At 71.4% G+C, this 26580-nt stretch carries 29 protein-coding genes and 1 pseudogene; 10 read left to right on the top strand and 20 right to left on the bottom strand.

Annotated features, from left to right (window positions below; genetic code table 11):
* Positions 1 to 4 precede the first annotated feature (4 nt).
* The 4 genes from OUY22_RS01290 to OUY22_RS01275 are packed head-to-tail and all read right to left on the bottom strand — an operon-like array spanning position 5 to position 4066.
* Positions 5 to 1000: a LacI family DNA-binding transcriptional regulator gene (locus OUY22_RS01290; RefSeq protein WP_270152811.1), complete on the bottom strand. Its 996-nt coding sequence runs from the start codon at positions 998 to 1000 to the stop codon at positions 5 to 7.
* Positions 997 to 1842, bottom strand: coding sequence for a carbohydrate ABC transporter permease (locus OUY22_RS01285; RefSeq protein WP_270152810.1), 846 nt, complete (start codon positions 1840 to 1842; stop codon positions 997 to 999). Before OUY22_RS01285 ends, OUY22_RS01290 begins: the two co-directional genes overlap by 4 nt.
* A complete protein-coding gene (locus tag OUY22_RS01280) occupies positions 1842 to 2750 on the bottom strand; it encodes a carbohydrate ABC transporter permease (protein ID WP_270152809.1) in 909 nt (302 codons plus the stop codon). Before OUY22_RS01280 ends, OUY22_RS01285 begins: the two co-directional genes overlap by 1 nt.
* A complete protein-coding gene (locus OUY22_RS01275) occupies positions 2747 to 4066 on the bottom strand; it encodes an ABC transporter substrate-binding protein (RefSeq protein ID WP_270152808.1) in 1320 nt (439 codons plus the stop codon). The genes OUY22_RS01280 and OUY22_RS01275 overlap by 4 nt, the downstream gene beginning before the upstream one ends.
* 159 nt (positions 4067 to 4225) lie before the next feature.
* On the opposite strand from OUY22_RS01275, the gene OUY22_RS01270 reads away from it, so the two are divergent.
* Both OUY22_RS01270 and OUY22_RS01265 read left to right on the top strand, forming a co-directional pair.
* Entirely contained in the window at positions 4226 to 6229 is a 2004-nt protein-coding gene (locus OUY22_RS01270; protein ID WP_270152807.1) for a beta-galactosidase, read from the top strand.
* Positions 6226 to 7326, top strand: coding sequence for a glycoside hydrolase family 53 protein (locus OUY22_RS01265; protein ID WP_270152806.1), 1101 nt, complete (start codon positions 6226 to 6228; stop codon positions 7324 to 7326). The genes OUY22_RS01270 and OUY22_RS01265 overlap by 4 nt, the downstream gene beginning before the upstream one ends.
* On the opposite strand, the gene OUY22_RS01260 is transcribed toward OUY22_RS01265, so the two are convergent.
* Entirely contained in the window at positions 7323 to 8456 is a 1134-nt protein-coding gene (locus OUY22_RS01260; RefSeq protein WP_270152805.1) for an acetate kinase, read from the bottom strand. The two genes, OUY22_RS01265 and OUY22_RS01260, sit on opposite strands and share 4 nt — an antisense overlap.
* Before the next feature lie 72 nt (positions 8457 to 8528).
* On the opposite strand from OUY22_RS01260, the gene OUY22_RS01255 reads away from it, so the two are divergent.
* Together OUY22_RS01255 and OUY22_RS01250 are read left to right on the top strand one after the other, a co-directional pair.
* Positions 8529 to 9341 carry an alpha/beta fold hydrolase gene (locus OUY22_RS01255; protein ID WP_270152804.1) on the top strand — a complete coding sequence of 271 codons (813 nt, stop codon included), beginning with the start codon at positions 8529 to 8531 and terminating at the stop codon, positions 9339 to 9341.
* A gap of 49 nt (positions 9342 to 9390) precedes the next feature.
* A complete protein-coding gene (locus tag OUY22_RS01250; protein ID WP_270152803.1) occupies positions 9391 to 9927 on the top strand; it encodes a DUF6328 family protein in 537 nt (178 codons plus the stop codon).
* Here the strand turns inward: OUY22_RS01250 and OUY22_RS01245 are convergent.
* From OUY22_RS01245 to OUY22_RS01215, 7 genes are read right to left on the bottom strand one after another with little or no spacing between them, the layout of a single operon-like run.
* Positions 9901 to 10203 carry a monovalent cation/H(+) antiporter subunit G gene (locus tag OUY22_RS01245; RefSeq protein ID WP_270152802.1) on the bottom strand — a complete coding sequence of 101 codons (303 nt, stop codon included), beginning with the start codon at positions 10201 to 10203 and terminating at the stop codon, positions 9901 to 9903. The genes OUY22_RS01250 and OUY22_RS01245 overlap by 27 nt on opposite strands.
* Positions 10200 to 10460, bottom strand: coding sequence for a monovalent cation/H+ antiporter complex subunit F (locus OUY22_RS01240; protein ID WP_270152801.1), 261 nt, complete (start codon positions 10458 to 10460; stop codon positions 10200 to 10202). Before OUY22_RS01240 ends, OUY22_RS01245 begins: the two co-directional genes overlap by 4 nt.
* A complete protein-coding gene (locus tag OUY22_RS01235) occupies positions 10457 to 11047 on the bottom strand; it encodes a Na+/H+ antiporter subunit E (protein WP_270152800.1) in 591 nt (196 codons plus the stop codon). Before OUY22_RS01235 ends, OUY22_RS01240 begins: the two co-directional genes overlap by 4 nt.
* Positions 11044 to 12576 (bottom strand): Na+/H+ antiporter subunit D, encoded by a 1533-nt coding sequence (locus OUY22_RS01230; RefSeq protein WP_270152799.1) that lies wholly within the window; start codon positions 12574 to 12576, stop codon positions 11044 to 11046. Before OUY22_RS01230 ends, OUY22_RS01235 begins: the two co-directional genes overlap by 4 nt.
* Positions 12576 to 13175 carry a Na(+)/H(+) antiporter subunit C gene (locus OUY22_RS01225; RefSeq protein ID WP_270152798.1) on the bottom strand — a complete coding sequence of 200 codons (600 nt, stop codon included), beginning with the start codon at positions 13173 to 13175 and terminating at the stop codon, positions 12576 to 12578. The genes OUY22_RS01230 and OUY22_RS01225 overlap by 1 nt, the downstream gene beginning before the upstream one ends.
* The gene (locus OUY22_RS01220; protein WP_270152797.1) at positions 13172 to 15907 is read right to left on the bottom strand and encodes a Na+/H+ antiporter subunit A; all 2736 of its coding nucleotides are present in this window, start codon (positions 15905 to 15907) and stop codon (positions 13172 to 13174) included. The genes OUY22_RS01225 and OUY22_RS01220 overlap by 4 nt, the downstream gene beginning before the upstream one ends.
* A gap of 3 nt (positions 15908 to 15910) precedes the next feature.
* Positions 15911 to 16339 (bottom strand): SRPBCC family protein, encoded by a 429-nt coding sequence (locus OUY22_RS01215; protein ID WP_270152796.1) that lies wholly within the window; start codon positions 16337 to 16339, stop codon positions 15911 to 15913.
* A gap of 106 nt (positions 16340 to 16445) precedes the next feature.
* Here OUY22_RS01215 and OUY22_RS01210 point away from each other — a divergent pair, with 106 nt between their 5' ends.
* Positions 16446 to 17012, top strand: a complete 567-nt coding sequence (locus OUY22_RS01210) for an NADAR family protein (protein ID WP_270152795.1) — start codon at positions 16446 to 16448, stop codon at positions 17010 to 17012.
* 29 nt (positions 17013 to 17041) lie between these two features.
* On the opposite strand, the gene OUY22_RS01205 is transcribed toward OUY22_RS01210, so the two are convergent.
* Positions 17042 to 17959 carry a carbohydrate kinase family protein gene (locus OUY22_RS01205; protein ID WP_270152794.1) on the bottom strand — a complete coding sequence of 306 codons (918 nt, stop codon included), beginning with the start codon at positions 17957 to 17959 and terminating at the stop codon, positions 17042 to 17044.
* Between the two features lie 144 nt (positions 17960 to 18103).
* Here OUY22_RS01205 and OUY22_RS01200 point away from each other — a divergent pair, with 144 nt between their 5' ends.
* Complete coding sequence (locus OUY22_RS01200; RefSeq protein ID WP_270152793.1) at positions 18104 to 18430, top strand: PadR family transcriptional regulator; 327 nt, start codon at positions 18104 to 18106, stop codon at positions 18428 to 18430.
* A 208-nt stretch (positions 18431 to 18638) separates the two neighbouring features.
* On the opposite strand, the gene OUY22_RS01195 is transcribed toward OUY22_RS01200, so the two are convergent.
* From OUY22_RS01195 to OUY22_RS01185, 3 genes are read right to left on the bottom strand one after another with little or no spacing between them, the layout of a single operon-like run.
* A complete protein-coding gene (locus OUY22_RS01195) occupies positions 18639 to 19235 on the bottom strand; it encodes a hypothetical protein (protein WP_270152792.1) in 597 nt (198 codons plus the stop codon).
* 1 nt (position 19236) lies between these two features.
* A complete protein-coding gene (locus OUY22_RS01190; RefSeq protein WP_270152791.1) occupies positions 19237 to 21354 on the bottom strand; it encodes a hypothetical protein in 2118 nt (705 codons plus the stop codon).
* The gene (locus tag OUY22_RS01185; protein ID WP_270152790.1) at positions 21351 to 21485 is read right to left on the bottom strand and encodes a hypothetical protein; all 135 of its coding nucleotides are present in this window, start codon (positions 21483 to 21485) and stop codon (positions 21351 to 21353) included. Before OUY22_RS01185 ends, OUY22_RS01190 begins: the two co-directional genes overlap by 4 nt.
* Before the next feature lie 463 nt (positions 21486 to 21948).
* Between OUY22_RS01185 and OUY22_RS01180 the strand changes: the two genes are divergently transcribed.
* From OUY22_RS01180 to OUY22_RS01170, 3 genes and pseudogenes are all read left to right on the top strand, one after another.
* Positions 21949 to 22650 carry a DNA/RNA helicase domain-containing protein gene (locus OUY22_RS01180; RefSeq protein WP_270152789.1) on the top strand — a complete coding sequence of 234 codons (702 nt, stop codon included), beginning with the start codon at positions 21949 to 21951 and terminating at the stop codon, positions 22648 to 22650.
* Positions 22647 to 22805 carry a hypothetical protein gene (locus OUY22_RS01175; RefSeq protein WP_270152788.1) on the top strand — a complete coding sequence of 53 codons (159 nt, stop codon included), beginning with the start codon at positions 22647 to 22649 and terminating at the stop codon, positions 22803 to 22805. The genes OUY22_RS01180 and OUY22_RS01175 overlap by 4 nt, the downstream gene beginning before the upstream one ends.
* Before the next feature lie 12 nt (positions 22806 to 22817).
* Positions 22818 to 23252: pseudogene (locus tag OUY22_RS01170) on the top strand (DNA/RNA helicase domain-containing protein); the annotation flags it as partial.
* Between the two features lie 90 nt (positions 23253 to 23342).
* Here the strand turns inward: OUY22_RS01170 and OUY22_RS01165 are convergent.
* Positions 23343 to 23759, bottom strand: coding sequence for a CBS domain-containing protein (locus tag OUY22_RS01165; RefSeq protein ID WP_270152787.1), 417 nt, complete (start codon positions 23757 to 23759; stop codon positions 23343 to 23345).
* A gap of 120 nt (positions 23760 to 23879) precedes the next feature.
* A complete protein-coding gene (locus OUY22_RS01160; RefSeq protein ID WP_270152786.1) occupies positions 23880 to 24680 on the bottom strand; it encodes a class I SAM-dependent methyltransferase in 801 nt (266 codons plus the stop codon).
* A gap of 51 nt (positions 24681 to 24731) precedes the next feature.
* Here OUY22_RS01160 and OUY22_RS01155 point away from each other — a divergent pair, with 51 nt between their 5' ends.
* On the top strand, positions 24732 to 25340 hold the full coding sequence (locus OUY22_RS01155) for a TetR/AcrR family transcriptional regulator (RefSeq protein ID WP_270152785.1): 609 nt from the start codon (positions 24732 to 24734) through the stop codon (positions 25338 to 25340).
* Positions 25341 to 25414: 74 nt separating this feature from the next.
* On the opposite strand, the gene OUY22_RS01150 is transcribed toward OUY22_RS01155, so the two are convergent.
* Both OUY22_RS01150 and OUY22_RS01145 read right to left on the bottom strand, forming a co-directional pair.
* On the bottom strand, positions 25415 to 26233 hold the full coding sequence (locus tag OUY22_RS01150) for a PIG-L family deacetylase (protein ID WP_270152784.1): 819 nt from the start codon (positions 26231 to 26233) through the stop codon (positions 25415 to 25417).
* A gap of 85 nt (positions 26234 to 26318) precedes the next feature.
* A partial coding sequence (locus OUY22_RS01145) for a glycerophosphodiester phosphodiesterase family protein (protein WP_270152783.1) occupies positions 26319 to 26580 on the bottom strand: 262 nt, incomplete at its 5' end.

The following is a 26580-nucleotide window of genomic DNA, read 5'->3' as shown; positions in this document are numbered from 1 at the left end:
GCGGTCAGGCTGACTCCCGGATGACCAGCTCCGTCGGCAGCACCACCGGGGCGGGCTTCTCGGCGCCGTCGAGCAGGGCGAGCAGCAGGTCGATGGTCGCTTCGGCCATCTCCGCCAGCGGCTGCCTGATCGTGGTCAGCGGCGGGAGGGTGGAGGTGGCCACCGACGAGTCGTCGAAGCCGCCCACCGCCACGTCGTCCGGCACCCGCCGCCCCGCCGCGCGCAGGGCCGTCAGGGCGCCCGCGGCCATCAGGTCGGAGGCGACGAACACCGCGTCCAGGTCGGGGGCGCGCTCCAGCAGCTCGGTCATCGACCGCTCGCCGCTGGCCTGGGTCCAGTCGCCGTGCGCGATGAGCTTCCTGGACGCCTTGCGGCCCAGGACGTCGGCGAAGCCCTCCAGGCGCTGGATGCCGCCCGGCGTGTCCATCGGGCCGGTGATCATGGCGATCCGCTTGCGGCCCCGGCTCACCAGGTATTCGGTCATCTGCCGGGCGCCCAGGCGGTCGTCCGCGGCCGCGTACGGGATGACGTTCTCGCGCCCGATGACCGCGCCGCACGAGACGGCGGGGGCTGCGGCGGCGACGGCGTCGGCCAGCGGGTCGCCGGCGTGGGTGGTCACCAGGAGCACGCCGTCGGCGTGTCCGCCGCGCAGGTAGCGGATCACCCGGTCGCGGTCGCCCTCGTTGCCGGCCAGCATCATCACCAGCGAGATGTCGCGCTCGGCCAGGCGGCGGATCGCCACCCGGATGAGCGTGCTGTAGTTGGGGTCCTCGAAGAGCATCTGGTCGGGCTCCGACAGCACCATCGCCACCGAGCCGGTGCGCTGGGTGACGAGGCTGCGGGCCGCGCGGTTGACGACGTAGCCGGTCTCGGCGATGGCCCGCTCGATCGCCGCCCGCGCGGCCGGGCTGACGTAGCGGTCGCCGTTGAGCAGCCGGGACACCGTGCCGCGGGACACGCCCGCGGCGGCGGCGACGTCGTGGATGGTAGGGCGCTTCATTTCACCGCTCCGGAGGACAGGTCTGTCCTCCAGTATCGCTGCATGGTGAGGAAGAGCGCGATCAGGGGGATGATCGACAGCAGCGCCCCGGTGAGGATCAGGTTGTACAGCGACGGCTGGTTGGACCCGGCCATCAGCAGCGTGTAGAGCCCGACCGTGAGCGGGAACTTGCCGTCGTCGCCCAGCATGATGAACGGCAGCAGGAAGTTGTTCCAGATGGCGACGAACTGGAACAGGAAGATGGTGACCAGGCCGGGCGCCATCAGCGGCACCGCCACTCGCGACATCAGCCGCCACTCGCTCGCGCCGTCGATCCGGCCCGCCTCCAGCAGCGAGTCCGGGATGGCGGCTCCGGCGTAGACGCGGGCGAGGTAGATGCCGTACGGGTGCAGGATCTGCGGCAGCAGCACCGCCCAGTACGTGTCCGCCAGCCCGATCTTCGAGAACAGCAGGTACTGGGGGATGGCCAGCACCACGGCCGGCACCAGGACGCCGCCGATCAGCGCATTGAAGATCACCGTCCGGCCCGGGAAGCGGAACTTGGCCAGGGCGTACCCCGACACGGCCGACACGGCGGTCGACAGCAGGGCGCCGCCTCCCGCGTACAGCAGGGTGTTGAGCAGCCACAGCCAGAACACGCCGTCGCGGTAGGCGAACAGCTCGGCCACGTTGCCGAAGAAGCCGGTGCCCGGCGCCAGGGTCGGCGTGGTGAACAGCTCGCCGGGCGACTTGGTGGCCGCGATCACCACCCAGCTCACGGGGAACAGGCAGTACACCGCGCCGAGCAGCAGCAGCGCGGTCGGCGCCAGGCCCAGGGACCGGCGGGTCGCGGTCGCCGCCATCAGCCCTCCCCGAAGGCGCGGTCGCGGACCACGCGCAGGAATCCGAACGACAGGACGAGTGAGATCGCCGCGATGACGATCGAGGTGGCCGCCGCCGAGTACAGGTCTCCGGTGACGAACGCGTCCCGGTAGACCTTCATCAGCGGGCTCCACGTGGAGCTGATCGTGTTCGTGAACGGCCGTAGCGTGGTCGGCTCGGTGAACACCTGGATCGTCGCGATGATCGAGAAGACGGTGGTCAGGATGAGCGCCGGCAGCAGCAGCGGGATCTTGATCAGCAGCGCGATCCGCGTCTCGGAGGCGCCGTCGAGCCGCGCCGCCTCGTAGTAGTCGCGCGGCACCGCGCGCAGCGCCGTGTAGAGCACCAGCATGTTGAAGCCGGTCCCGCCCCACACCGCCACGTTCGCCATCGAGTACGTGATCGTGGTGGCGCCGAGCAGGTCCACGTCCAGCACCGCCCGGATGGGGCTCAGCGACGGCAGGTAGAGGAAGCCCCACAGCAGGGAGGCGGCCACGCCCGGCACCGCGTACGGCAGGAAGATCGCGATCCGGGTGAAGCGGGCCAGCCGCACCCGGGCCGAGTCCAGGGCCAGCGCGAACAGCAGCGCCAGCCCCAGCATCACGACCAGCACGAGCGTCCCGTACCCGAGCACCCGCAGCCACCCGGCCCACAGCTCGCCGTCGGTGACGGCGGCGGCGAGGTTGCCGAACCCGGCGGACACCTCGCGCCGCGACCCGCTGCCGAGCCCTAACCCGGACACCTGGGTCCGGCGCGTGGCCAGGTAGCCGGTGTAGCCGATCGGCACGGCCAGGAACAGCGTGAACAGCACGACGGCCGGGGTGAGGAACAGGTACGGGGCGAGCGAGGGGCGGCGCGCGGCGCGCCGCCTCTTCACGGGGCGCGTCATGACGCGAGCGAGAACCCGGACTTGCGCATGTCGGCGACCGTGGCCTCGTGCATGCCCCGGACGGCGTCGGCGAACGGGCTGCCGTCCTGCAGCGCCTTGTCGAAGCCGTCCCTGAAGGCGTTGTACGTGACGCCGACGTTCGGCCCGAAGGTGAAGCCGCGCGCTCCGGCGGCGTACTGCGCGGCCTGCTGCCAGAAGTCCGGCTGGTTGCCGAAGTAGGCGGGCGCCTCGCCGAGCGCCGACTGGGCCTTGGTGGCCGCCGGGTAGATCGCGGCCTGCTTCACCAGCGCGTCGAGCGCCTCGGGGTCGGTGTTGAGCCAGGTGACGAACCGGGCGGCGGCGGCCCGGTGCGGCGACTTGGCGGCGACGGCCACGGACGAGCCGCCCCAGAACCCGGTGGCGTTCTCGCCGGCGGTCCACTGCGGCAGCGGGGCGATCGCCCACTTGCCCTTCGCCTTGGGCGCGTTGCTCTCCAGCGTGCCCGGCGCCCACACCGCCGACGGCCAGGTGAGCAGTTTGCCGTCGTTGAGCGCCTTGTTCCACTCGGGGGTGAAGTAGGGCATGTCGTCGATGGCGCCCTCCTTGACCAGGCCGCCCCAGTAGTCGGCGACCTTGACCGTGGCGGCGTCGGCGACGTCCACCTTCCAGGCGTCGCCGCTGATCGACCACCACCGGGCGCCCGCCTGCTGGGCCAGGCCGGCGAACGCGCCCGGGTCCTTGCTGGAGAACGTGCCCAGGTGGACGCCGGAGTCCCGCTCGCGCACGGCGCGGGCCGCCTCGGCGTACTCGTCCCAGGTCTTCGGCACCTCGATGCCGTACTTGTCGAACAGGTCCTGGCGGTAGAAGAGCATCATCGGGCCGCTGTCCTGCGGGACCGCGTACACGCCCTCGGTGCCGAGCGTGACCAGCCCCCACACGCCGTCGCCGAACTCGCCCTTGACGGCCCCGGTCTCGGCCTTGAGGTCGGCCACCGCGTCGGCCGCCACGAACGACGGCAGGTGCTGGTACTCGGCCTGCACCAGGTCCGGCGGGTTGCCGGCCTTGGCCGCGGTGAGGAACTTGGCGGCCGCGTCGTCGCCGCCCGCCTGCTTGCTGACCGTCACCTGGATGTCGGGATTGGCCTTGTTCCAGATATCGACGATCTTGTCCATGTTGGGGGCCCATGTCCAGTACGTGAGCTTGACCGGGCCCTGCGGGGCCTGCGACTCCGCCGCCTCCGGAGCGCCGGCGGGCTCGCCGCCGCCGCCGCATCCTGCGAGGGTCAGGGTGGTCGCGAGCGCTGCGGCCAGGGCGGCTCCGAGGCGTGTGGCACGCATGCATACCTCCAGCTTTCTCTGTGAACGTGCACAGACTGGAACAGCGAGCAGGGCTGGGTCAAGGGCCTGTTACGGTCTCGTTAATCTCCTGCTCGGCTTCCAACCGCGGAGCGGGCGCGCTACTGTGCACGTTCACAGAAGTATGCACAAGGGGGATGGATGTATCCGGAGCGTCCAGCCGGCATCGCCTACGGCGGGGACTACAACCCCGAACAGTGGCCGCGCGAGGTGCACGAGGAGGACGTGGCCCTGATGCGCGAGGCCGGGGTCAACCTGGTGAGCCTCGGCATGTTCTCGTGGGCGCTGATGGAGCCGGACGAGGGCCGGTACGAGTTCGGCTGGCTGGACGAGATCATCGACCGCCTGCACGCCGCCGGCATCGCGGTCGACCTGGCCACCCCCACCGCCGCGCCGCCCGCCTGGTTCACCGCCCGCCACCCGGACACGCTGCCCGTCGGCCGCGACGGCGTGCGCATCGGCTTCGGCGGCAGGCAGAGCGCCTGCTCCAGCGCGCCCGCCTTCCGCGAGGCCACCGCCCGCCTGGTGCGCGCGCTCGCCACCCACTACCGCGGCCACCCCGCCGTGGTCCTGTGGCACGTGCACAACGAGTACGGGGCGCCGCTGGGGGAGTGCTACTGCGAGCACAGCGTCGCCGCCTGGCGCGACTGGCTCCGCCACCACTACCGCGACCTGGCCGCGCTCAACGACGCCTGGGGCACCACGTTCTGGGGACAGCGCTACACCGACTGGTCCCAGATCGACGCCCCCCGCCACAACCACACCGCGGTCAACCCGGCGCAGCGGCTCGACTTCGCCCGCTTCAGCGACGCCCAGCACCGCGAGCACTACACGCTGCAGCGCGACCTGCTGCGCGAGATCACCCCCGGCGTGCCCGTGACGACGAACTTCGCCGGCACGGTCAACTGCAAGTCCACCGACCTGTGGCGGTGGGGGCGCGAGCTGGACGTCGTCGCCAACGACCACTACCTGAAGGCCGAGCGGCCCGACAACCACATCGACCTGGCCATGTCCGCCGACCTGGCGCGCTCGGTGGCCGGGGGAGAACCGTGGATGCTCATGGAGCACTCGGCCGGCGCGGTCAACTGGCAGCCCAGGAACCTCGCCAAGCGGCCCGGCGAGATGCGCCGCAACAGCCTCGCGCACGTCGCCCGCGGCTCCGACAGCGTGCTGTTCTTCCAGTTCCGCGCCTCCCGGTTCGGCGCCGAGAAGTTCCACTCGGCGATGGTGCCGCACGCGGGGCCCGGGTCCGCGCAGTGGCGCGAGATCGTCGCACTCGGCGCCGACCTGCGCGCGCTCGCCGGCGTGCGGGGCGGCCGGGTGCGCGCCGAGGTGGCCGTGGTGTGGGACTGGGAGTCGTACTGGGCGCTGGAGCTGGACTGGCGGCCGTCGGTGGACCTGCGGTTCCGGGAGCGGATCGACGCCTTCTACGAGGCGTTGTGGCGCGAGCACGTCACCGTCGACTTCGTCCACCCGTCCGCCGACCTGACCCGCTACCGCCTGGTGGTCGCGCCGAGCGCCTATCTGCTGACCGAGGCGTCGGCCAAGAACCTGCACCGGTACGTGGAAGCAGGCGGAAACCTGCTCGTCTCGTACTTCTCCGGCATTGTGGACGAGCACGACACCATCCACCCCGGCCCCCACCCCGGCGCGCTGCGCGAGGTCCTCGGTCTGTCCGTCGAGGAGTTCCACCCGCTGCGCGAGCACGAGACCGTCGCCGTCACCGGCGGCCTCGACGGCCGGATCTGGTCCGAGCGGGTCCGGCCCGCCACGGCCGTCGCCGAGCGGGACTTCGCCTCAGGGCCGGACGCCGGGCATCCCGCGCTCACTCGCCACGACCTCGGCGCCGGCGCCGCCTGGTACCTGGCCACCGCCCCCGTCACCGGCCTGCGCGAGCTGCTGGCCGAGCTGCTCGACCGGGCCGCCGTGACCCGGCCCCGCGGCCTGCCCGACACGCTGGAGCTGGTGCGGCGTGGCCGCCACCTGTTCCTCATCAACCACGGCGACGAGCCGGTGACGGTCGAGGGGGTGACCGGCACGGACGTGTTCGACGGGGCGCGCCACAACGGACCGGTGACCGTCGCGGCCGGCGCCGTCACGGTCGTCGAGGAGCAACCCCCCACCCCCAAGGAGAGCACCCCATGAGACGGTTACTGATCGCTCTGCTCTGCCTCGCCACCCTGGCCGCCGCGGCTCCGGCCGCCCAGGCCGAGCGGCGGCTGCCCGTCCGCGGCGCCGACGTCTCCAGCCTCGCCAAGTCCGAGGCGCTCGGCGGCGTCTACCGCCACGCCGACGGCCGCCGCGGCGACCCGCTGGCCATCCTGGCCGGGGCGGGCCTCACCCACATCAGGCTCAAGGTCTGGGTGGACCCGGCCGATGGCTACAACACCAAGGCCCAGGTCCTCGCCGTCGCCCAGCGGGCCAAGAAGGCCGGGCTCAAGCTGCTCGTCGACTTCCACTACTCCGACACCTGGGCCGACCCCGGCAAGCAGTTCAAGCCCGCCGCCTGGGCCGCGCTGCCGTTCGACGAGCTGGTGCGGGCCGTGTACGGGCACACCTTCGACGTGCTCGACGCGCTGCGCCGCCAGGGCACCCCCGCCGACCTGGTCCAGATCGGCAACGAGATCAACGGCGGCCTGCTCTGGCCCGACGGGAGCAACCAGAACTGGGCGAACACCGCCCGGCTGCTCAACGCCGGCCACGACGCGGCCAAGGCCGTCTCCCGCCACACCCGGGTGGTGCTCCACCTGGCCAACGGGGGAGACAACGGCCTGTACCGGTGGTGGTTCGACAACGCCGCCGCGCACGGCATCCGCCACGACGTGATCGGCCTGTCGTACTACCCGTACTGGCACGGCACCCTGGAGGCGTTCCAGGCCAACCTCGACGACGTCGCCACCCGCTACCGCAAGCCCGTGGCCGTCGTGGAGACCGGCTACCCGTTCACCACCGCCGACGACGACGGCTGGGAGAACCTCATCCTGTCGCCCGAGCCGTACCCCGGCTACCAGGCCACCCCCGCGGGCCAGGCCGCCCTGCTGACCAAGGTCGCCGACATCGTACGGAACGTCCCCGACCGGCTGGGCCTGGGCGTCTTCGCCTGGGAGGCCACCTGGACCGGCGTGCCCGGCAACGGCTGGGACCCGGCCGACCCGGCCACCGGCAACGCCTGGGAGAACCAGGCCCTGTTCGACTTCGGCGACCGCGCCCTGCCCGCCATGCGGGCGCTCGGCCGAGGCTAGACCTCGGCCTCGGGGCCGTACAGTTCGCGCAGGCACTCGCGGGCCAGCTGGAGCTCCTCGTGCGGCTCGACGAGGAGCACCGGCACCGCGGTGCCCGCCGGGCTGATCACGCCGTCGTCGTGCCGGTTGCCGCGCACCGGCGGCTCGACGCCGAGCAGGCGCAGGCGGCGGCAGATCGCCTCCCGCACCTCCGGCTGGTCCCAGCCGATCTCGCCGGTGAACACCACCGCGTCCACCCGGCCCAGCGACGTCGCCGCGGCCGCCATCTCCCGGCTCACCCGGTGGCAGAACACCCGCAGGGCCAGGGCCGCGTCCTCGTCGCCGTCGCGTTCGGCGGCGACCAGGACGCGGGTGTCGCCGGACAGGCCGCCGGACAGGCCGAGCAGCCCGGACTCCCGCTCCAGCCCGTCGCGCACCTCGTCCACGGTCAGCCGGCCGTCCAGCAGCCACAGCAGCAGCCCAGGGTCGAGGCTGCCGGAACGTTTGCTCATCGGCACCCCGCCGAGCGGGGTGAACCCCATCGAGGTGTCCAGGCTCCGCCCGCCCGACACCGCGCACACCGACGCGCCTCCGCCCAGGTGGGCGAGCACCAGGTCCAGTTCCGCGACGGGACGGCCGAGCAGCTCCGCCGCCCGGTCCACCGCCCACGCGTACGACAGGCCGTGGAACCCGTAGCGGCGCAGCCCGTACCTCTCCCGCCACGGCCCGGGCAGGGGGAGGACCGCGGCCGACTCGGGCAGCCCGGCGTGGAAGGCGGTGTCGGGGCAGAGCACGTGCGGCACCGCGGGCAGCAGCTCGCGGGCCGCGTCCAGCAGGGCCAGCGCCGGCGGCAGGTGGAGCGGGGCCAGGCCGGTGATCCCGCGCAGCGCCGCCACCAGCTCGTCGTCGGCGACCACGGGGGCGGTCACCAGGTCGCCGCCGTGCACCAGCCGGTGCGCGACCGCGCCCACGTCCCGGTCCAGGTGGCGGCCCAGGAACTCCGAGATCTCGGCCCGCGCCGACTCCGGGTCCGCCGCCCGCCCGCCGTGCGCGCCGTCGACCACCACCCCCGCGTCGACGAGGTCCAGGCGCAGGCTCGACGAGCCGGCGTTGACCGTCAGCACCGCGAGCTCCTGGCCTTGATCCAGCATGACTGACGCCCTACCCGAAGCCGGTTCGGTGACACCCTTTACATCCGCCACCACAGGCGGACCATGGTGCGCATGATCGGATTCGGATACGTCCGTACCCCTTTGGGGCAGATCCACTACGCCGAGTGCGGCACCGGCGAGCCGGTGCTCCTGCTTCACCAGACCCCCCGCTCCTGGGACGAGTACCGCGAGGTGCTCCCGCTGCTCGGCGGTACGGGCCACCGGGCGATCGCGATGGACACGCTCGGTTTCGGCTCCTCCGCGCCCCCGCCCGAGCACACCATCGAGGCGTACGCGGACGGGACGCTCGCCCTCATGGACGCCCTCGGACTCGACACGGCCGCGGTCGCCGGCCACCACACGGGCGGCGTGATCGCCGTGGAGGTCGCGGCCCGGGCCCCCGGCCGGGTGAGCCGGCTGGTGCTGTCGTCCACGCCGCTGATCGACGCCGAGGCCCGGCGGCGGCGGGCCGGCCGTCAGACGGTGGACCACGTGACGGAGCGGGAGGACGGCTCCCATCTGGTGGAGCTGTGGCAGGGCCGGGCCGGCTTCTACCCGCCGGGCCGCCCCGAACTGCTGGTCCGCTTCGTCCGCGACGCGCTCGCGGCCTGGCCCGACCTGGCCGGCGGGCACCGGGCGGTCGGCGCCTACCGGATGGAGGACCGCCTCGGGCTGATCCGCTGTCCCGTGCTGTGCGTGGGCGCCGCCGGGGACCCCTTCGCCTTCCCCGAACTGCGTCCCCTGGCCGGACGGCTGCCGGGGGCGTCGGTCGCGGTCATCGAGCACGGCATGGTGCCGCTGGAGTTCCAGGCCGCCGCGTTCGCGCGCGTGGTCGCGGCATTCCTGGCGGGCGAGGAGTTTGCCGCCGCTTTACCTTGGCAGTAACAGCTTCTAATTTCACGACATATCGAGACATACCCGGGAGGCGGTACGCGTGGAACAGGTGCCTGAGCAGGAGAAGGAGACCCGGAAGGAACGGGCCGACCGCAACTTCGTCGAGCTGCTGCAGGGCGCCCGGGTGGCGGTGACGGGCGTCCAGGTGCTGTTCGCCTTCCTGCTCACCGTGCCCTTCTCGGAGGGCTTCGCCCGGCTGGGCGCGTTCGACCGGTGGCTCTTCTACGTGGCGCTGGTCTCGGCGGCGGTCGCGTCCATCTGCTACATCGCCCCGGCCAACCAGCACCGGGTGCTGTTCCGCCAGGGGATGAAGGAGAGGCTGGTCCACCGCTCGAACCTCTACGGCATCGCCGGCGCGCTGGCGCTGGTGCTGTCGATGTCGTCCGCGACCATGCTGGTGGTCGACTTCCTGTTCGACTCCACCCTGGCCTGGATCACCGGAGGCGTGGTGGCCGCGCTGGCCGCCTGGGCGTGGTTCGTCCAGCCGGCGCTCGACCGCGCGAGCGACCGCACAGCCGACACGCCCGAGGAGGAGAGTGAGGGCCGCCGCTCAGGAGGAGCCGGAGCCGGTGTCTGACCGGCGGTGGTCGGCCCGCGCCACCACGTAGGCCGCCACCGACACGGTGATGATCTGGGCCACGGCCACGATGACCAGAGGTCCGGCCATGGCCCAGGTCGGCTCCCGCAGCCACATCGCCAGCAGCACCAGCAGCACGCTCAGCACCTGCGGCTTGGTGGCCACGTGCATGAGGTCCAGGGTGGCGCGGAAGCGGACCATCCCGAGCCCCGCCGACAGCGCGAGCAGCGCCCCCAGCAGCAGGCAGACCGCCGCCGCCACGTCCAGCGCGTTCACTGCCCGCCCTCCGGGAAGTACCGGGCCAGCGACACGGTCCCGACGAACCCGAGCAGCGACAGCACCAGCAGGACGGGCACGTCGGAGTAGTCACCGTAGACGGCCGCGTAGGCGCCCGCCCCGCACATCGCCAGCGACGTGATCACGTCCACCGACACCGCCCGGTCCAGCGTGGTCGGCCCCCGCCCCAGCCGGTAGAGCGCCGCCACCGCGCCGAGGCCGAGCAGCGCCAGCGTCACCGCGTACACCGTGGTCATTTCAGCTCCTTCCGATCGTCACCGGTGCCGAACGCGCTCACGATCCGCCTCTCCAGCGCGGCCACCTCCAGCCGGGTCACCTCGGCCACCTCCGCGTCGGTGCCGCTGCGGCCGAGCACGTGGATCGTCAGGCGTCCCCGCTCCCGGTCCGCCGCCAGGACGACGCTGCCCGGCACCGTCGTCACCGCCACCATGATCATCACAGTCATCGCCTCGGACGAGGTGCGCAGCGGCGCCGAGACGATCGCCGTCGGCGGCGACCCCGACCGCAGCACCCAGAACACCACCCGCGCCGTCGACATCACCAGGTCCAGCAGGAACCAGGCCAGGAACCGCACGAACGGCAGCGGCCGGAACCGGATGCCGGGATCGAGGGCCGGCAGCGGCAGCAGGAACGTGACCACCGCCCCCGTGGCCAGCCCGCCCAGCACGGTGCCGAACGACAGCTCGCCCCAGAGCATCACCCAGATCAGCGCCAGCCAGCCGACCAGCGCCAGCGGCACCGGGCGGCCGAACGGCCGCGGCACCAGCCAGTCGCGCTCCGCCTCCCGCCGCGCCTCCCGCTCCGTCTCCCGTTTCGCCGTCATCGCGGCCCCAGCACGGCCGTGATGTACGGCTGGCGCGCCAGCAGCTCGCCCGCCGCCCGCTCGGTCAGCGACGACAGCGGCCCGGCCAGCACCGTGTAGGCCAGCCCCAGCACCACCAGCGCCGCCGTGGGCCCGTACAGCCCCGGGATCGTCACCGCGCTGCGCTCCACCTGCTCCTCCCCGGCGTCCTGCCGGCCCTCGCTGTCGGCCCGGGTCTCCCGCCAGAACGCCTTCCCCCACACCTTCGCCACCGCGTACAGCGTGAGCAGGCTCGTCACCAGCGCGGCCGTGACCAGCGCGACCGGGAGCACCCCGCCCACCTCCAGCCCCGCCTGGACCAGCGCCAGCTTGCCCAGGAACCCCGACATCGGCGGGATGCCCGACAGGTTCATCGCGGGCACGAAGAACAGCAGCGACAGCAGCGGCGCGCCGCGCATCATCCCGCCCAGCCGGTTGATCGACGTGGTGCCCGTGCGCCGCTCGATCAGCCCGGCCACCAGGAACAGGCTGGTCTGCACGGTCATGTGGTGCACCGCGTAGAAGACGGCGCCCGCCAGCCCCGCCACGGTCGCCAGCCCGACGCCCATCACCATGTAGCCGACATGGCTGACCAGCGTGAACGACAGCATCCGCTTGATGTCGGCCTGCGCCACCGCGCCCAGCACGCCCAGCACCAGCGTGGCCAGCGCCGCCCACAGCAGCAGCGTCCCCACCGGCCCGCCGGGGAACAGCAGCGCCTCCAGCCGGAAGATCGCGTACACGCCGACCTTCGTGAGCAGCCCGGCGAACACCGCCGTCGCCGGCGCGGGCGCCGTCGGATACGAGTCCGGCAGCCAGCCCGACACCGGGAAGATCGCCGCCTTGATCGCGAACGCGAGCAGCAGCAACAGCTCCACCAGCAGCTTCACCTGCGGCGTCAGGTCCGCGAACCGTTCGGCGAGCTGGGCCATCGAGAGCGTCCCCGTGGCCGCGTACACGACCGCCAGCGCGATCAGGAACAGCATCGAGGACATCAGCGCCATGACCGTGTACGTCGCCCCGGCCCGGATCCTGGACGGGGTGCCGCCGAACGTGAGCAGCACGTACGAGCCGCTCAGCAGCATCTCGAACGCCACGAACAGGTTGAACAGGTCACCGGTCAGGAACGCGTTTGCCACCCCGGCCAGCATCACCAGGAACGCCGGGTGGAAGATCGCCATCGGGGCGACGTCCTCCTGCCGGTCGTAGGCGCTGACCACCGAGTACACCATCACGCACAGCGTCACCGCCGACGAGGTCACCAGCATGAGCGCGGACAGCCGGTCGGCGACCAGCGTGATCCCGATCGGCGCCTCCCAGCCGCCGATCCGCGCGACCATCGGGCCGTGCGTGTCCACCTGGACGAGCAGCACCGCCGACACCACCAGGTTCACGGCCAGCGTGGTGATGCTGATCGCCCCCTGCACCCGCCGCAGCCGCGCGCCGATGGCCAGCTTGACGCCCGCGGCCAGCAGCGGGAGCAGCACCGGGAGCGGGATCAACGCCTCCACTAGTCGTCGCCCTCCAACTCGGGGTCGAGCGCGAGAGCCTGACGCTCCCGCTCGGCCCTGATGGCCCGGCGCATCTGCCTGCGCGCCTCACGCTGGCGGTGCTTGAGCTTCCTGCGATCGGTCCGCCGATGGGCCAGCCGCTCGCCCTTGGTCGGCTCCACGTGCAGCTCGGCCCGCTGCTCGGCGACCAGCAGGTCGTACTCCGCCTGCCGGGCCCGCACCCGCTCGCCGAGCTGGCCGCGCCGGGCGCGCAGCCGCACCCAGCGGTCCTCGGTGTCGTCGCTCACCTCGTCGGAGTCGCGCAGCTGCCAGGCCCGGTGCACCATGGCCAGCAGGAACGCCGTGACGGCGAGCGTGATGACGATCGCGGTCAGCACCATGGCCTGGGGGAGCGGGTCGGCCATCCGGTCCGGGTCGGACCGGCCGAGCAGCGGCGGGGCGCCGGCGTCGCCGCCGACGGTGACGATCAGCAGGTTGACCCCGTTGCCGAGCAGGATCACGCCCGCCAGCACCCGGACCAGGCTCCGTTCCAGCAGCAGCGTCACCCCGGCGGCGACGAGCAGGCCGCACACGAGCAGCGGCACCAGGGAGATCGTCATGACGCCTCGATCTGCTCGTCCAACTCCGCCCCCAGCGCCCGCAACACGTCCTGCACCATTCCCACCACCGTCAGATAGATCCCCAGATCGAACAGGAGCACCGTGGACAGGTGCACGGTGCCGACCAGCGGCACCGTCACGTCGGCGGCCAGCATGCTCAGCGCCTCCCCGCCGAACGCCAGCCCGACCAGCGCCGTCCCGATCGACAGGGTGAGCCCCACCCCGAGCAGCACGCCGGGGTGCATCGGCACCGCCCGGGCCAGCTCGTCCCGCCCGCCCGCCAGATAACGGACCGTGATGGCCAGCCCCGCCACGATCCCGCCCGAGAACCCGCCGCCGACCTGGCTGTGCCCGACGAACAGCAGGAACACCGAGAGCACCAGCACCGTGTGGAAGGTCAGCCGGGCGGCCACCTCGAAGGCCAGCGCCCGATCCCCTTCCGGCAGCGCCGACGCCAGCCACGGCCGGCCGGGACGCGGCCGCGAGGGCCTCCTGCCGATCGCGTACGAGGTGCGGCGCAGGTAGATCAGGCTGGTGACGCCGAGCGTGAGCACCACGATCACGGTGCTCTCGCCCATCGTGTCCCAGGCCCGGATGTCCAGCAGCAGGGCGCTGACGATGTTGCCCGCCCCGGCCCGCTCCGCCGCCCCGGCCATGAGGTCCCCGACCGGCTGCGTCTGCCGGGCGTCCATCGCCAGGACGCCCGCGACGACCACCACCGCGCCGATGACCAGGCCGATGCCGAGCCGGAGCGCCAGCGGCAGCCGGGCCTCCACCGGCGGGTTCGACACCCGCCGCAGCACCAGCACGAACATGACCAGGCTGAGCGTCTCGGCGAGGAACTGGGTCAGCGCCAGGTCGGGGGAGCCGTGGGCGAGGAACAGCAGCGCGACCCCGTACCCGGTCATGCCGACGGACAGGGCCAGCAGCAGGTAGCTGCGGGCGCGCAGGGCGAGCACGACCGCCACCGCGATCAGGACGGCGAGCAGCGGCTGCTCGCCCCGCTGCCACCACGTCACCGGCGTGTCCAGTGAGAGCGGCGGCCCGTACGACAGCGCGAGCGTCCCGACGCCGGCCAGCGACACGAGCGTGAGCAGCACGTAGTCGGGCACCGAGCCGCGCTGGATGACCCCGGTGACCTGCAGCGCGCCCAGGTCCGTGCGGCGCAGCGCGTGCCAGAAGGCCACGCCCGTGTCGGTGACGTGCAGCGCCGCCCCCAGCCGCGCCACCGGCTCGCGCGCCAGGAACAGCACCCCGCCGACGGCCAGCGACAGCAGCGACAGCAGCAGCGGCGGCCCGACCCCGCTCCAGATCGCCAGGTGCGTGGCGTGCCCCTGGTCGGGGAAGGCGTCCGAGTAGACAGCCATCGCCGTCTCGTACCAGCCGGCCAGCGGCGCCAGCACCAGCCCCAGCCCGGCCAGCAGCGCGGCGGGCGCCACCATGAGCGCCGCCGGCCGCTTCACCCGCGTCGCCCTGCGGCCCGGCTTCGCGGCGAACGCCCCCCACAGGAACCGCAGCGTGTACGCGACGGTCAGCGCGGACCCGGCCACCACCGCCCCCAGCACCAGCGGGTCGTCCAGCAGCGCCCCCAGCGCCGCCTCCTTGGCCACGAACCCCGCCAGCGGCGGCAGCCCCGCCATCGACGCCCCGGCCAGCACCGCCGCCCCGCACGTCCACCGCATCGAGCGGCCCAGCCCGCTCAGCCCGCGCAGGTCCCGCCTGCCCGCCGCCCGGTCCACCACCCCCACGACCAGGAAGAGCGACGCCTTGAACAGCGCGTGCGCGAGCAGCATCGCCACCCCGGCGAGCGCGGTCGCGCCGGTGCCCGCCCCGAACAGCACGATCAGGAAGCCGAGCTGGCCGACCGTGCCGTACGCCAGCAGCTTCTTCAGGTCCGTCTCCCGCAGCGCCCGCCAGCCGCCCAGCAGCATCGTCAGCGCGCCCAGCGGCACCGCGACCGCCCGCCACGCCGTCACGTCCCCGAACGCGGGCCCCAGCAGCGCCAGCAGGTAGACGCCCGCCTTGACCATCGCGGCCGCGTGCAGGTACGCCGACACCGGCGTGGGCGCGGCCATCGCCGCCGGCAGCCACGCGCTGAACGGGAAGATCGCCGACTTGGCCAGCGCCCCCACCAGCACCAGCACCAGCGCCACCGGCGCGACCTGCGGCGGGTCGGCGAGGATCGCCGAGATGCGGTACGTGCCCGCCGCCAGCCCGATCATCACGAACCCGGCCAGCATCGCCAGCCCGCCCAGCGTGGTGACGACCAGCGCCTGCATGCCGGCCCGCCTGCTCGCCCGGTTCTCCGGGTGATGGCCGATCAGCAGGTACGAGAAGACCGTCGTCAGCTCCCAGAACACGTACAGCAGCAGCAGGTCGTCGGCCGTGACCAGGCCCAGCATGGACCCGGCGAACGCCATCATGATCGCGCCGTACCGTCCCAGCCCGGGCTCGCCGGAGCTGAAGTAGCGCGCGCTGTAGACCATGACCAGGGCGCCGATGCCGGTCACCAGCGCCATCATCAGCAGACTGACCTCGTCGGCGCGGAACGCCAGCGTCAGCCCGAGCGCGGGAGCCCACGGGCGGGCCGACGGCTCAGGGCCCACCAGGGCGTAACAGAACCCGGCCGCGGGAGCCGCCGCGAGCAGCAGCATCGCACCCCGCCCGTACCGGCGGACCAGCCAGGGGGCGAGGAGCGCGGCCGCCGCGTGCAGGATGAGCAGCGGCTCCATCCATCAGCCCGAGTTCGTCAGGCGGTCGCCCACCTCGTCCCGCAGCCGCGACAGCGACTCGTCGAGCATGCCGCGCACCTGGGCGGCGCGCTCGGGCGACGACTCCTCCTCGGGCTCGTCCAGGAGAGAGATGTGCACCGTCACCTCGCTCGTGCCGCTGGCGGAGTCGGCCACCTGCAGCCAGCCCGCGTACTCGGGATGGTCACGACCGCCCCACTCCACTCTCAGCTGGTCGTCCTGGACCCGGAACAGACCCTCGTGCACGCCGTCCCCCGGCACCACCTCGCCGCCGGCCTCCACCCTGTCAGGCCCGCTTCCGCGCACCCACAGGCCGTGCGGCAACCACCTGTTCACCAGCGTCAGATCGGACGCGACCCCGAACACCACCACACTGTCGGCAGGCATGCCGCACGTCGCCTCGTACTCGGCCATCGCAACCCCCATCCTTCGCTTGCCCACCGCATGCCCGACCTGCCCCACGGCAAACCGGCTCTCACCGCCCGGGCGTTCACAACGGGCGATGTGACACAGTGAGGTCATGTCCGAGACGCTTCCCCGGTCGGTTCCCGAGGCCGTCGCCGCCGAACTGGCCGGGCGGCCGCTGCGCTACCTCTTCTTCTGGGGTCACCGGCCCGCCCGCGACGGCAGCCCGGGCCAGGGCTGCCTCAGCCAGTGGTGGCCGGCCGAGTTCACCGAGGACGGGCGTCACTACCGCTCGGCCGAGCACTACATGATGGCGCACAAGGCGCTGCTGTTCGGCGACGAGGCGGCGGCCGAGAAGATCCTGGCCGCGGCCCACCCGGGCGAGGCGAAGAAGCTCGGCCGCTCCGTCGGCGGCTTCGACGAGGAGACCTGGGCCGCCCACCGCTACGACATCGTGGTCCGGGGCAACGTCGCCAAGTTCGGGCAGCACGCCGACCTGAAGGAGTTCCTGCTGGGCACCGGCGGACGGGTGCTGGTCGAGGCCAGCCCGCTGGACCCGGTCTGGGGCATCGGCCTGGCCGCCGACGACCCCGACGCGGCCTCACCCGCCACCTGGCGCGGCCTCAACCTGCTCGGCTTCGCCCTCATGGACGTCCGAGACACCCTGACGCGCTCCCGCTGACCCGCTCGCGTCTCATGAGGCGTGAGGTCTCACCCGTCCGGCGGCAGGTTCAGCCCGGCGGGCAGGTCCGCGCCCCGCACGGTGCAGGCCAGCGCCGCCACCTGCGCCGCGAACGCCGCGCCCTGCCGCGCCGCCGCGAGATCCAGCCCCGCTAACCGGCCGCCGAGCAGCCCGCGCCCGTCCAGCCAGTGCAGCAGCCCGGCGGTGAACGCGTCGCCCGCGCCCACCGTGTCGACCACGTCCACGGCGGGCGCGGGCACCTCGGCGCGCGCTCCGCCCAGCGACACCAGCGCCCCGGAACGCCCCCTCGTCACCACCACCAGCCGGGCGCCCGCGGCGTGCCACTCGTCGCAGACCCGCTCCACCGGCTCGCCGGGCCGCAGGAAGTCCAGGTCCTCGTCACTGAGCCGCAGCACGTCGGCGAAGGCGCACCACCGCTCGACCGCGTACGCCTCCCGCGCCGCCAGGCTCGGCCGCACGTTGGGATCGACCGAGACCGTCACCCGCCGCGCGGCCGCCGCCGCGAACGCCTCCACCACGTCCCGTCCCGGCGGCCTGACCAGCGCCAGCGACCCTGTGTGCAGGCACCGCACCCCGTCGAGCGCCCGCTCGGGCAACTCCGCCGCGGTCCACTGCCAGTCGGCCGTGCCCTCGGCGTGGAAGCTGTAGCGCGCGTCGCCGCCGTCGTCCAGCCCGGCCACCGCGAGCGTGCTCGGCTCGCGAGCCTCGACCGCGTACGCCAGATCCACCCCGGCCAGCCGCTCCCGGAACAACTGCCCGAACACGTCACCCGAGACCCGCCCCAGGAACCTCGCCCGCGTGCCGAGCCTGGCCAGCGCCGCCGCCGTGTTCGCCGGCCCGCCGCCCGGCAGCACGCGCAGCGTCAGCTCACCCGCCCGCCGATCCGCGAACGCGTCGGCCACGCACTCACCCAGCACCGCGATCACCCGCCCACCTTCTCACGACCCCGAACGAGTCCCGAACGGGAGAAGGGGTCCGAGTGACACGCCACATGCACGCATACCCGGGCCAGACGGATGTCACCGTGGAAGTGATGTCACGTTCCGTACGTGATATTTAGAGTTCGATACATGGCTGGCAGCCCTCGGATGACCTTGTCCACGATGCTCGTCCTGCACGTGCTGCTGTCCGATCCGGCCAAGCGCCGTTACGGCCTGGAACTGTGCGAGAAGACCCGGCAGCACCCCGGTACGGTCTACCCGATCCTGGCGCGACTGGAGCGTGAGTTCGGTTGGCTTGAGCGCCACGAGGAGTCTCCGGCCGAGCACCTGGCCGAAGGCCGCCGTGCCCGCCACTACTACCTGCTGACCGACGAAGGCGCGGTGAGGGCGCGCGCCGCGCTCGATCGGGCCGAACGGTCGCGCGCGGTCGTGGACTTCCGGACAGCGACGTCCTGACTCCCCGGAAATCCCGCCGCCGGGCGAGCCGCGCGCCGCGTTCGGCGACGAGATCATCGGCCTGGTCCAGGGACCCCGCGCGGGTCGCCGCGTGTTGCGGAGCCGGCGGACCGCTGGCGCGGCGGCACCTGCGTTTCCTGGACGGGGATCACGGATCTGTGCCGTCTCCATTGGTTTCACACCGCACGCCGGGTCCACTTCGACCTTGTTAGATTGGCGTGGGAGTGCATCTGTGGAGCTGGCCGTAGCGTTCACGGGCAATGGTGAGCAACTCTATCAAGTCGCTCACAGGGTCGCGCCCTTCCCTCACTTCCGACAAATCAACGCTGATCCACGGCCGCTTTTTCCCGCATCGAAACAACATCATCGTGTAGTACGGCCTGCTGCGTGGCAACCGAGCAGTATAAGCGATGAGCCCGGTACCGAGATTTTCCGGAAGTGTCGCCAGTTGACGATCGCCGAAATTCTCCCGCGCGGTGTCCAAGACGCCGTCGCCATCTCTTACCGACCACACGAGCGAAAGTCGGTCGTAATCATTGCGAAGCGCGCATTGCCCATGGGTGGTGGGCACACCGGTCTTGCGCTCCTCAATCGTTATAGAAAGACCGGTGATCGTCCGGACTGCCTGCTGAGGGAGGAAGTCACACCAGTAGGGTGAGGAGTCGACGACAGGACTGCTCGAAGTCTTGGCCTCTGGTCCGGGGGATGACGTTGAAGTGTCATCGGTGCAGCCGGCGGCCAGGACAAATAGCAGTGTCAGGCCGACGACGGCGCTGCGGGACTGTCGGGTAACTCGGAACGGCATGTCAGTATCCGGTGATGTTGAGGTTGTCGTGCGTATTGTCACGAGCCGTGTGCACGGTGTTCGCCAACTCGTTGGAGGTGCTTTCGATGGTGGAATGCCGGCGTGCCCATTCCATGAAGTCGTCGAAGGTCTCGGGATTCGCAATTATTTCATGCATGGGCTTCAACTCGGGTGGAGCGTCGTTGGTGACGTAACTTGAGCCTTTGGCGTCCTCCATAGCCTCTGCCGGCCAGTCTCCTGCGGCGATTTTGGCACTGATGACAGCGCTATGCATCAGCCAGTTGACCACCTCATTCTGATTCGACGCAGTGCTCAGCGCCTCGCCGGAGGTGACACTCGTCTGAATGAGGTGATTGGCGATGTACGACGAGAGTCGGTCGAATGTGTACTCTGCACCCTTTCCGCCTGCCAATTCGCCGAGTTCGCCTGCCGCCTTCGTGCCCAGGCTCCCGACAGGCGAGGTAAGCAGGGCAAGCGCAGCGTTCAGCGTATCTTTCACGTCCTTCTTCGCTTGCTCTTCGCTCCATGCGTTGGCGAGCAAAGCCAGCCTGCGTGCCTCCACCAGGTGGCCGAAGACTTTCGCTTCGGGGATGAGCTGTTCCTTGATGCCCTTTTCTCCGCTCGTCGGATAATGGGTGTTGACTCGCTCAACCACGCGTGCCGCTTCGGCCGCCTGGAGCTCGACGGCGGCATCCCGATCGCTGCTGACCAGCACCAGCAGCCGGTCCATGTCAGCCTTGCCCAACCCGTCGAATCCACCGGATCTGGTTATGTACGTGCCGTACACCTGGTCGATATGCGCGGCCAGGGCGCTGCCCACGGGGCGCCTGAGGAAACTCAGCTGGTCGTACAGTTTACGGTCGGCGATAGAGAGTCGGTCGTCGTCACCGGGCAGGAACACCTTTTCAGCGTGCACCTTAAGCGTGTTCAGTGCCTCTGTGGTCAAGGCTAGGGAGACCGGGTCCTTATCGGCCATGGCCTTCCGCAGTGCCTCAGCGAACGGGTCGGTGTTGCCGTGAAACTGAAACGCGGGGAGGCGGTCGGTCAGCATGTATGACAGCACTGACTGCTTCCACTCTGCCGGCGTGTGATTCAGCAGGGCCTGGGCGGCCTTCGCGTCGCTGGACGCCGCGTGGAACAGATCATCAATGACCGCCGAGCCGGTCCGGTGCGGTGACTGGTTGACGGGCTGCTTAGCGGGGCCGATCGACGGCGTTCCGGGGATCATCCATTCGGCGACGCCGAGCACGGTGGCCAGGTCCGCCATGGGCACCTGTCGGCTCCCCAGAGCGCTGCCGATGGCGTCCTTGGACGCTTTCCAACGGTCCTCGAACTGCTCCTTCTCGAAGACGACAGCGTCTCGTCCGACCACCTGCATGAACTTCCCCGAGAACGGCGGCTTCCCCTCGCTCGCTCGCCAGATCAGCGCTTGGGCCTGATAGCCGAAGTAGGAGGTGCCGTTAACCTTGAACTCGCTGCGTCCGCGCTTGACCAGGTCGTCGAGGAAGGCGTTGCCCATGTAGGCGGGATCGTTGGGATCGGTGCCCTTGGCCAGCGCCGTGGCGAGTAATCGCATCGCCTCCCGAGCTTCCTTGGACGTCGCGCCCGCGTTCCCCGCCGCGGCATCGGCACGCAGCTGGGCGGCGATCGCGGCCGGCAGCCCTGTGAGGCCCTTGGCGCCGATCTGACTGAGGAACGCTTTCACGAATGCCGGGTCTCGCGCCCTCGACGCGTATGCCCTTAGTTGTTTCAACGCGTTCTTGTCTCCGGCGGCTGCGGCCTTGGCCGCCTTGGCCGCTAGCGTGCCGTCGAGCAGCCCCTGGGCCTCGGTGAGTGAGTCCGGCACGGTGATGATGGATCCTGTCGCCACGGACGCTCCGAAGGCGATCTTGTGACGCTCCATCTCGCGGATGATGCGCTGGCGTCTGCGAAGGTCTTCGGCTTCCTGTCCGACCTGTGCCGCGAGTTTCCTGATCCGTTGCGCGGGAGTGATGTCGAGGCCTGCGCCGGTGAGCTCTTGATATAAACGGGAAGCCAACTCTTCCATTTGTGTGGCGGCCGCCGTGTGGCGCGTGACGAGTGTGTCGAACTCCGGCAGCTTGACTCCGCTGAAGCTCATTTCGCCCTCGACAGTTCGTCCCTGGCCAGGGCGACGGCCTGGGTGAGCATCGCGTGAAGTTCTCGCTGGTAGCCGTGCACCGCCTGGTCGAAGCGGTTGCCGGCCGGGCCCACCCACGCGCCGGCTTCCATGAGCCGGCAGGAGGCATGCAGGGCCCACCAGTTGTCGTCGGACAGCTTCTGGATACGCGCTACCGCTGCCTGTATTGCCTCGCGATCAGGACCAGGCATGCCGATCTCCTCGTACAGCTGTCAAGGGCCCCTAATTGACGATAACCCCATACGTGCTCATTGCCCCGTGAACCAACTTTCTTGGGATTCCTCCCAACTCGTTGATCCAAGAAGCGAATGCCGTGCGTACAACCAAGGGCTTCGGACGCGTCCGTTCCAACGCGACGGCTCGCATTCGTCCGGCGGTCACTTCCGCCGATCGGTCGGACCACGAGGCACCCCCTGTCCGGCGATGCTGCTCGGCGACTCCACGGCCCAGCACGGCGACGAAGATCCAGGTAATCTTTCTGGACGTATCGGTGATGCGGCCCGACGGGCTTCCGCCTCGGTATCTGAGTCGGTGCCCGAGCGCGTCCTCAGTGAGGTGATCGCTGAGGACCTGCGAGCGACCCAGGGCATCAATCCGGGCAAGGGGGAGCGCAGGTCCTGGGACCGGAGTCTCCCGATCCTGGCCCGTGATCTGGTCGAAGCCGGGCTGGGCGGCGTCGAGATGCTCATCGAGCACCAACTGCCGTTAACCAGCAAGCGGGCGGACGTCATCCTCGCCGGACGCGACCGGCGCACGGGAGCCGACTCCTACCGAGCTCAAGCAGTGGAGCCAGGCCGAGCTGTACGAGGACGACGCAGAGCTCGTCCTGGTGTGTCGGGCATGGGCAACCGGCCCAAGCTTCACCCGGTCGTCCAGGTGCGAGGCTACTGCGAATACCTGGCCGACCTCGTCGGAGCCCTGGACCAGCACCGGAACGCGGTGCGCGGGGTGGTCTACCTGCACAACGCCAACGACCTGGACATCCACGATCTCTACGACCACGTCGAGGACGAGCGCACCCGGCTCTTCAACAAGACGGGCCGCGGTCAGTTCGTCCTGCTGGCCGAGCAGCGACTGGCCTTCGAGATGGTCATGCACGCGGTGGAGAAGGCCCGCGCGAGCAATTCCAAGCAAGTCGTGATCATCACCGGCGGGCCCGGCTCCGGCAAGAGCGTCATCGCGCTGTCTGCTCGGCGAGATCTCCGAGTGTGGATACTCGGTTCTGCACCGGTTCACGCTCCTTCACCGAGACGATGAGGCGAGTCGTCGCCAAGGGGCCGACCCGGATGAAGGCCATGTTCAAGTACTTCAACAACTTCATGGCCGCCAAGCCCAAGGGGCGCGTCGCCGACATCACCACCCACGCTCATTCCCTCGGCCTTGCCGTGCACCAGGTCGATCTAAACGCGTAGTTCCGGTGCGGCGGGAGCCGCAGGTACGAGGAGTGGGTGCTACGCCTGCTGGGCCTGGACGGCGAGGCTCCGGAGGTGTGGAAGGGAGACGACCACTTCGCCGTCTCCCTCAGCGAGTCCCCGCACGAGCTGGAGGCCCTGCTGCGGGCCCGGCTGAAGGCCGGCTACTCGGCACGGATCACGGCGGGGTTCTGCTGGCCCTGGAACAACCCGAACGATGATGACAGCCTGGTCGCCGACGTCCGCATCGGCGCTTGGGCGCGACCGTGGAACGTCAAGGGCGACAGAGCTGTGGGGGACGCACCGGCCGGCGCCTTGTGGGCCTCCGCACCTGGCGGCTTCCAGCAGGTGGGGTGCGTCTACACCGCGCAGCGCTTCGAGTACGACTGGAACGGCGTGATCTTCGGCCCGGATCTCCTCTCAGGAATGCTGGAGGCGGGTACGTAAGCGGCCCGCCTCAGGGCGCGGGGTCCCGGGCTCTGGCGTGCGGAAGGCCGGTGACCGATCTTCGGTCACCGGCCTTTCCCGCGCGCCCGGTCAGTCGGTCGTGAGGGCGTCGAGCAGGTCGCCCACGGTCGCGTCGGGCACCGATCTGGCGACCTCGGCGAGTGCGACGATCCCGACGAGCTTGTGCCCGTCGATCACGGGCAGCCTGCGCACCTTGTGCGAGGCCATGGTGCGCAGGATCTCCCGCGCGTCGTCGTCGGCGCCGATGGTGACGGCTTCGCCCTGGGCGAGCTCACCGGCCAGGCAGTTGCCCGGGTCCTTGCCCTTGGCGAGTACCTTGACCACGATGTCGCGGTCCGTGAGCATCCCCTTGAGCCGGTCGTCGGTTCCGCAGATGGGCAGCGAGCCGACGTCCAGGCGTGCCATCTTCTCGGCCGCCTTCATCACGGATTCGTCGGCGTTGACGCACTCGGCTCCGGGCGTCATGATCTCTCGTGCGGTCGGCATAGGGCCTACCTCCGTCGTTCGGGGGACCTTCGTCGCCTGCCCTCCGTCGAGGAAGCGAAACCGTCGTCGCGGAGGCGACGCCGTCGTCAGGGCCGCGCCCGCGAGTAAGCGGAACCGTCGTCACGCACGCGTGGCGGTGACCGCGACGGTGGTGTACGCCATGGTGAAGCCGCCTCCGGCGGCGTCGATCGCGGCTCCGACGCCCGCCAGGAGCGCGTCCAGTTCGGCCGGCCGGAATCGGCTGTGGCCGCCGATCGTGGGCACCTGGTCCAGCCACTCGTCGCGGGTGTACGCCTGCTCCCAGGTGAAGCGCCACTGTTCGGGCTCGGTGAGGGCGCCCGTGGCGCGCATCCCGTCGGTCGCCTTGGCGAACAGCGGCGCGTAGGCGTCCTGGGCGGACATCGCCGCGCCGAGGCCCGGCAGGTGCGGCAGCACCCGGGCGTAGACCTCGGCGAAGGCGTCGCTCAGGGCGGGCGGAGGCTGGGCCACGTTCCAGAACACCGCCAGCAGGCCGCCGGGCCGCAGCGCCCCGGCGGCTTTGGCGGCGCCGGCGGCGGGGTCGATCCAGTGCCAGGTTTGCGCGGAGACGACCGCGTCGAAGGTCCGGCCGGCGGGGTCCCAGGTCTCGAAGGCGGACACCTCGACGTCGAATCCGCCGCGCCGCGCGAACGCGGCCATGCGGGGGTCGACCTCGACGCCGAGCACCCGGCATCCGGCGGCCCTGAGCCGGCGGGCGGCGATGCCGGTGCCGATGCCGACGTCCAGCACGTCCGGCCCGGGGGCGGCGGCGACGATCCGGTCCACCAGCGGGGCGGGGTAGCGGGGACGGGTCCGGTCGTAGCGCTCGGGGTCCGCGCCGAAGGACTCGGCGGCCTGTCGTTCCCGGTGCGGCTCCGGTCCTGGCGCAGGTAAAGTGGGCATGCGCCCACCGTAGTGGGCGAGCGCCCACTCGTCCAGCGAAGGGAAGCACGCATGCCGACAGGGGTGGCGCTGCGCGATCCGCGCGAGCAGTTGTTCGAGGCCGCCGAGCGCGTCCTGCTCAGGGACGGGCCGCACGCGCTGACCAGCCGGGCGGTCACGACGGAGGCCGGCTGCGCCAAAGGCGTGCTGCACCGGCACTTCACCGACTTCGACGCCTTCCTCGCCGAGCTGGTGCGCGACCGCGTCAGCAGGGTGCGGGCCCAGGCCGACACCCTGCTCGCCGCCGCCGGCAGCGGCACGGTGATCGGCAACCTCACGGGCGTGCTGACGGAGTTGTTCGGGTCGGTCGCGGGGGCGATCGTCGGCCTGCTCATCTTCCGCGACGACCTGCGCGCCCGGCTGCGCGAGACCACGCCGGTCGGCATCCCGATCCTCAGCGAGGCCGCGGCCATGCTGACCGCCTACCTCGCCCGCGAGCGCGAGCTGGGCCGCCTCGACGCCGCCGCCGACGTGGAGGTGCTCGCGCCCACGCTGATCGGCTCCGCGCACCTGATCCACGCCGACCGCACCGGCGCCCCGCCGGAGGCCGCCGCGGTCCGCAAGGCCGTCACCGCGATCGTCGGTGGCGTCGTACGGGAGACCGAGGGCGAGGCCGGCTGAAAGAGGCCAGATCAAAGAGGCCAGATCAAAGAGGCCGGCTGAAAAAGGCAGGCTGAAAGAGGTCGGCGGGGGCGTCAGCGGAGGCCGGCGAAGAGGTCGTCCTCGTGGGCCGGGGTCTTGACGCGGCTCCGGACCCGGGTGAACGCCTCGTGGGAGAACACCTGCTGCTGGGCCTGCGGCGGCATGCGCAGCAGGAAGATGTTCTCGCCCTGGCTGGCGTGCGCCTGCAGGGCCTTGAGCTTGCGGTCGACGTGGGGCGAGACGTCGACGACGGTGGTGACCAGCTCGTCGGGGGTGCCGAAGTCGTCACCCGGCTCGAAGTCCATCTCGATGCCCGACTCGCGCAGGGTGGCGGCCATGTTCTTGATCGCGGAGCGGGGGATGGCGGTGTAGTAGAGCTTGTCGGGGATGTCGCTGAGGTCGGTGGCGGCCAGGGCGACGCGGTGGGCCTGGACGTGGTCGGGATGGCCGTAGCCGCTGCCGCCCGTCTCGTCGTAGGTCACCACGACCTGGGGACGGTAGCGGGCCATCAGCTCTGACAGCCGGGCGGCGGCCGACTCCAGCGGCACGTTGGCGAAGGCGTCGGGATGGTCGTTGGTCGACCAGCCCGCCATGCCGGAGTCGCGGTAGCCGAGCAGCTCGACGTGCTCGATGCCCAGATGGTCGGCCGAGGCGCGCAGCTCCGCCAGCCGTAGCCGGGCCACCTCGGCGGCGTCGTGGCCGGGCTCGCCCGGCTTGACCCCGCCGGGGCCGTCGCCCTGCTCGCCGTTGGTGCAGGTGACCAGCACGGTGCGGACGCCCTCGGCGGCATAGCGGGCGAGCACCCCGCCCGTGCTCAGGCATTCGTCGTCGGGGTGGGCGTGCACGGCCATCAAGGTCAGTCTGCGGTCCATGGCCGAAACCCTACTGGCCGCCGCCGACAGTTCCTCCCGTCAGCCGGGCCGCCTCGCCGCGCGCGGCGGCCGCGGCGGCGCGGTGTCAGCGGGAGTGTCGCGCGACGACGGCCCGGCCCATCGCCGGGTCGTCGCAGAACGCGCCGTCGACGCCCAGCTCCAGCAGCCGGTCCAGGAAGCCCGCCACGTCGCCGGTCGCGCGCGGGTAGGCGGGGCTGGCCGGGTCGCCCAGCCGGTGGTCGGCGGGGAGCTGGGAGTTCTCGTTGCGCACCGTCCACACGTGCACGTCCAGCCGCGCCCGGTGCGCGTCGCGGACCAGGGTCGTCGGCTCCCCGGTGCGGCCGTCG

It is taken from the genome of Nonomuraea corallina (assembly GCF_027620315.1).
Lineage (GTDB): Bacteria > Actinomycetota > Actinomycetes > Streptosporangiales > Streptosporangiaceae > Nonomuraea > Nonomuraea corallina.
Note: the sequence above shows the minus strand (reverse complement) of the source record. Positions and strands in the feature narration are given on the sequence as shown.

Bases quoted from the DNA above. Each gene is read 5' to 3' on its own strand.
- OUY22_RS01220 (WP_270152797.1), bottom strand. From the start codon at position 15,907: ATGGAGCCGCTGCTCATCCTGCACGCGGCGGCCGCGCTCCTCGCCCCC.
- OUY22_RS01150 (WP_270152784.1), bottom strand. From the start codon at position 26,233: ATGGACCGCAGACTGACCTTGATGGCCGTGCACGCCCACCCCGACGAC.
- OUY22_RS01270 (WP_270152807.1), top strand. From the start codon at position 4,226: ATGTATCCGGAGCGTCCAGCCGGCATCGCCTACGGCGGGGACTACAAC.
- OUY22_RS01200 (WP_270152793.1), top strand. From the start codon at position 18,104: ATGGCTGGCAGCCCTCGGATGACCTTGTCCACGATGCTCGTCCTGCAC.
- OUY22_RS01160 (WP_270152786.1), bottom strand. From the start codon at position 24,680: ATGCCCACTTTACCTGCGCCAGGACCGGAGCCGCACCGGGAACGACAG.
- OUY22_RS01275 (WP_270152808.1), bottom strand. From the start codon at position 4,066: ATGCGTGCCACACGCCTCGGAGCCGCCCTGGCCGCAGCGCTCGCGACC.
- OUY22_RS01155 (WP_270152785.1), top strand. From the start codon at position 24,732: ATGCCGACAGGGGTGGCGCTGCGCGATCCGCGCGAGCAGTTGTTCGAG.
- OUY22_RS01265 (WP_270152806.1), top strand. From the start codon at position 6,226: ATGAGACGGTTACTGATCGCTCTGCTCTGCCTCGCCACCCTGGCCGCC.
- OUY22_RS01240 (WP_270152801.1), bottom strand. From the start codon at position 10,460: ATGACCACGGTGTACGCGGTGACGCTGGCGCTGCTCGGCCTCGGCGCG.
- OUY22_RS01210 (WP_270152795.1), top strand. From the start codon at position 16,446: ATGTCCGAGACGCTTCCCCGGTCGGTTCCCGAGGCCGTCGCCGCCGAA.
- OUY22_RS01260 (WP_270152805.1), bottom strand. From the start codon at position 8,456: ATGCTGGATCAAGGCCAGGAGCTCGCGGTGCTGACGGTCAACGCCGGC.
- OUY22_RS01190 (WP_270152791.1), bottom strand. From the start codon at position 21,354: ATGAGCTTCAGCGGAGTCAAGCTGCCGGAGTTCGACACACTCGTCACG.
- OUY22_RS01290 (WP_270152811.1), bottom strand. From the start codon at position 1,000: ATGAAGCGCCCTACCATCCACGACGTCGCCGCCGCCGCGGGCGTGTCC.
- OUY22_RS01225 (WP_270152798.1), bottom strand. From the start codon at position 13,175: ATGACGATCTCCCTGGTGCCGCTGCTCGTGTGCGGCCTGCTCGTCGCC.
- OUY22_RS01285 (WP_270152810.1), bottom strand. From the start codon at position 1,842: ATGGCGGCGACCGCGACCCGCCGGTCCCTGGGCCTGGCGCCGACCGCG.
- OUY22_RS01165 (WP_270152787.1), bottom strand. From the start codon at position 23,759: ATGCCGACCGCACGAGAGATCATGACGCCCGGAGCCGAGTGCGTCAAC.
- OUY22_RS01195 (WP_270152792.1), bottom strand. From the start codon at position 19,235: ATGCCGTTCCGAGTTACCCGACAGTCCCGCAGCGCCGTCGTCGGCCTG.
- OUY22_RS01215 (WP_270152796.1), bottom strand. From the start codon at position 16,339: ATGGCCGAGTACGAGGCGACGTGCGGCATGCCTGCCGACAGTGTGGTG.
- OUY22_RS01255 (WP_270152804.1), top strand. From the start codon at position 8,529: ATGATCGGATTCGGATACGTCCGTACCCCTTTGGGGCAGATCCACTAC.
- OUY22_RS01235 (WP_270152800.1), bottom strand. From the start codon at position 11,047: ATGACGGCGAAACGGGAGACGGAGCGGGAGGCGCGGCGGGAGGCGGAG.
- OUY22_RS01185 (WP_270152790.1), bottom strand. From the start codon at position 21,485: ATGGAAGCCGGCGCGTGGGTGGGCCCGGCCGGCAACCGCTTCGACCAG.
- OUY22_RS01280 (WP_270152809.1), bottom strand. From the start codon at position 2,750: ATGACGCGCCCCGTGAAGAGGCGGCGCGCCGCGCGCCGCCCCTCGCTC.
- OUY22_RS01175 (WP_270152788.1), top strand. From the start codon at position 22,647: ATGAGGCGAGTCGTCGCCAAGGGGCCGACCCGGATGAAGGCCATGTTC.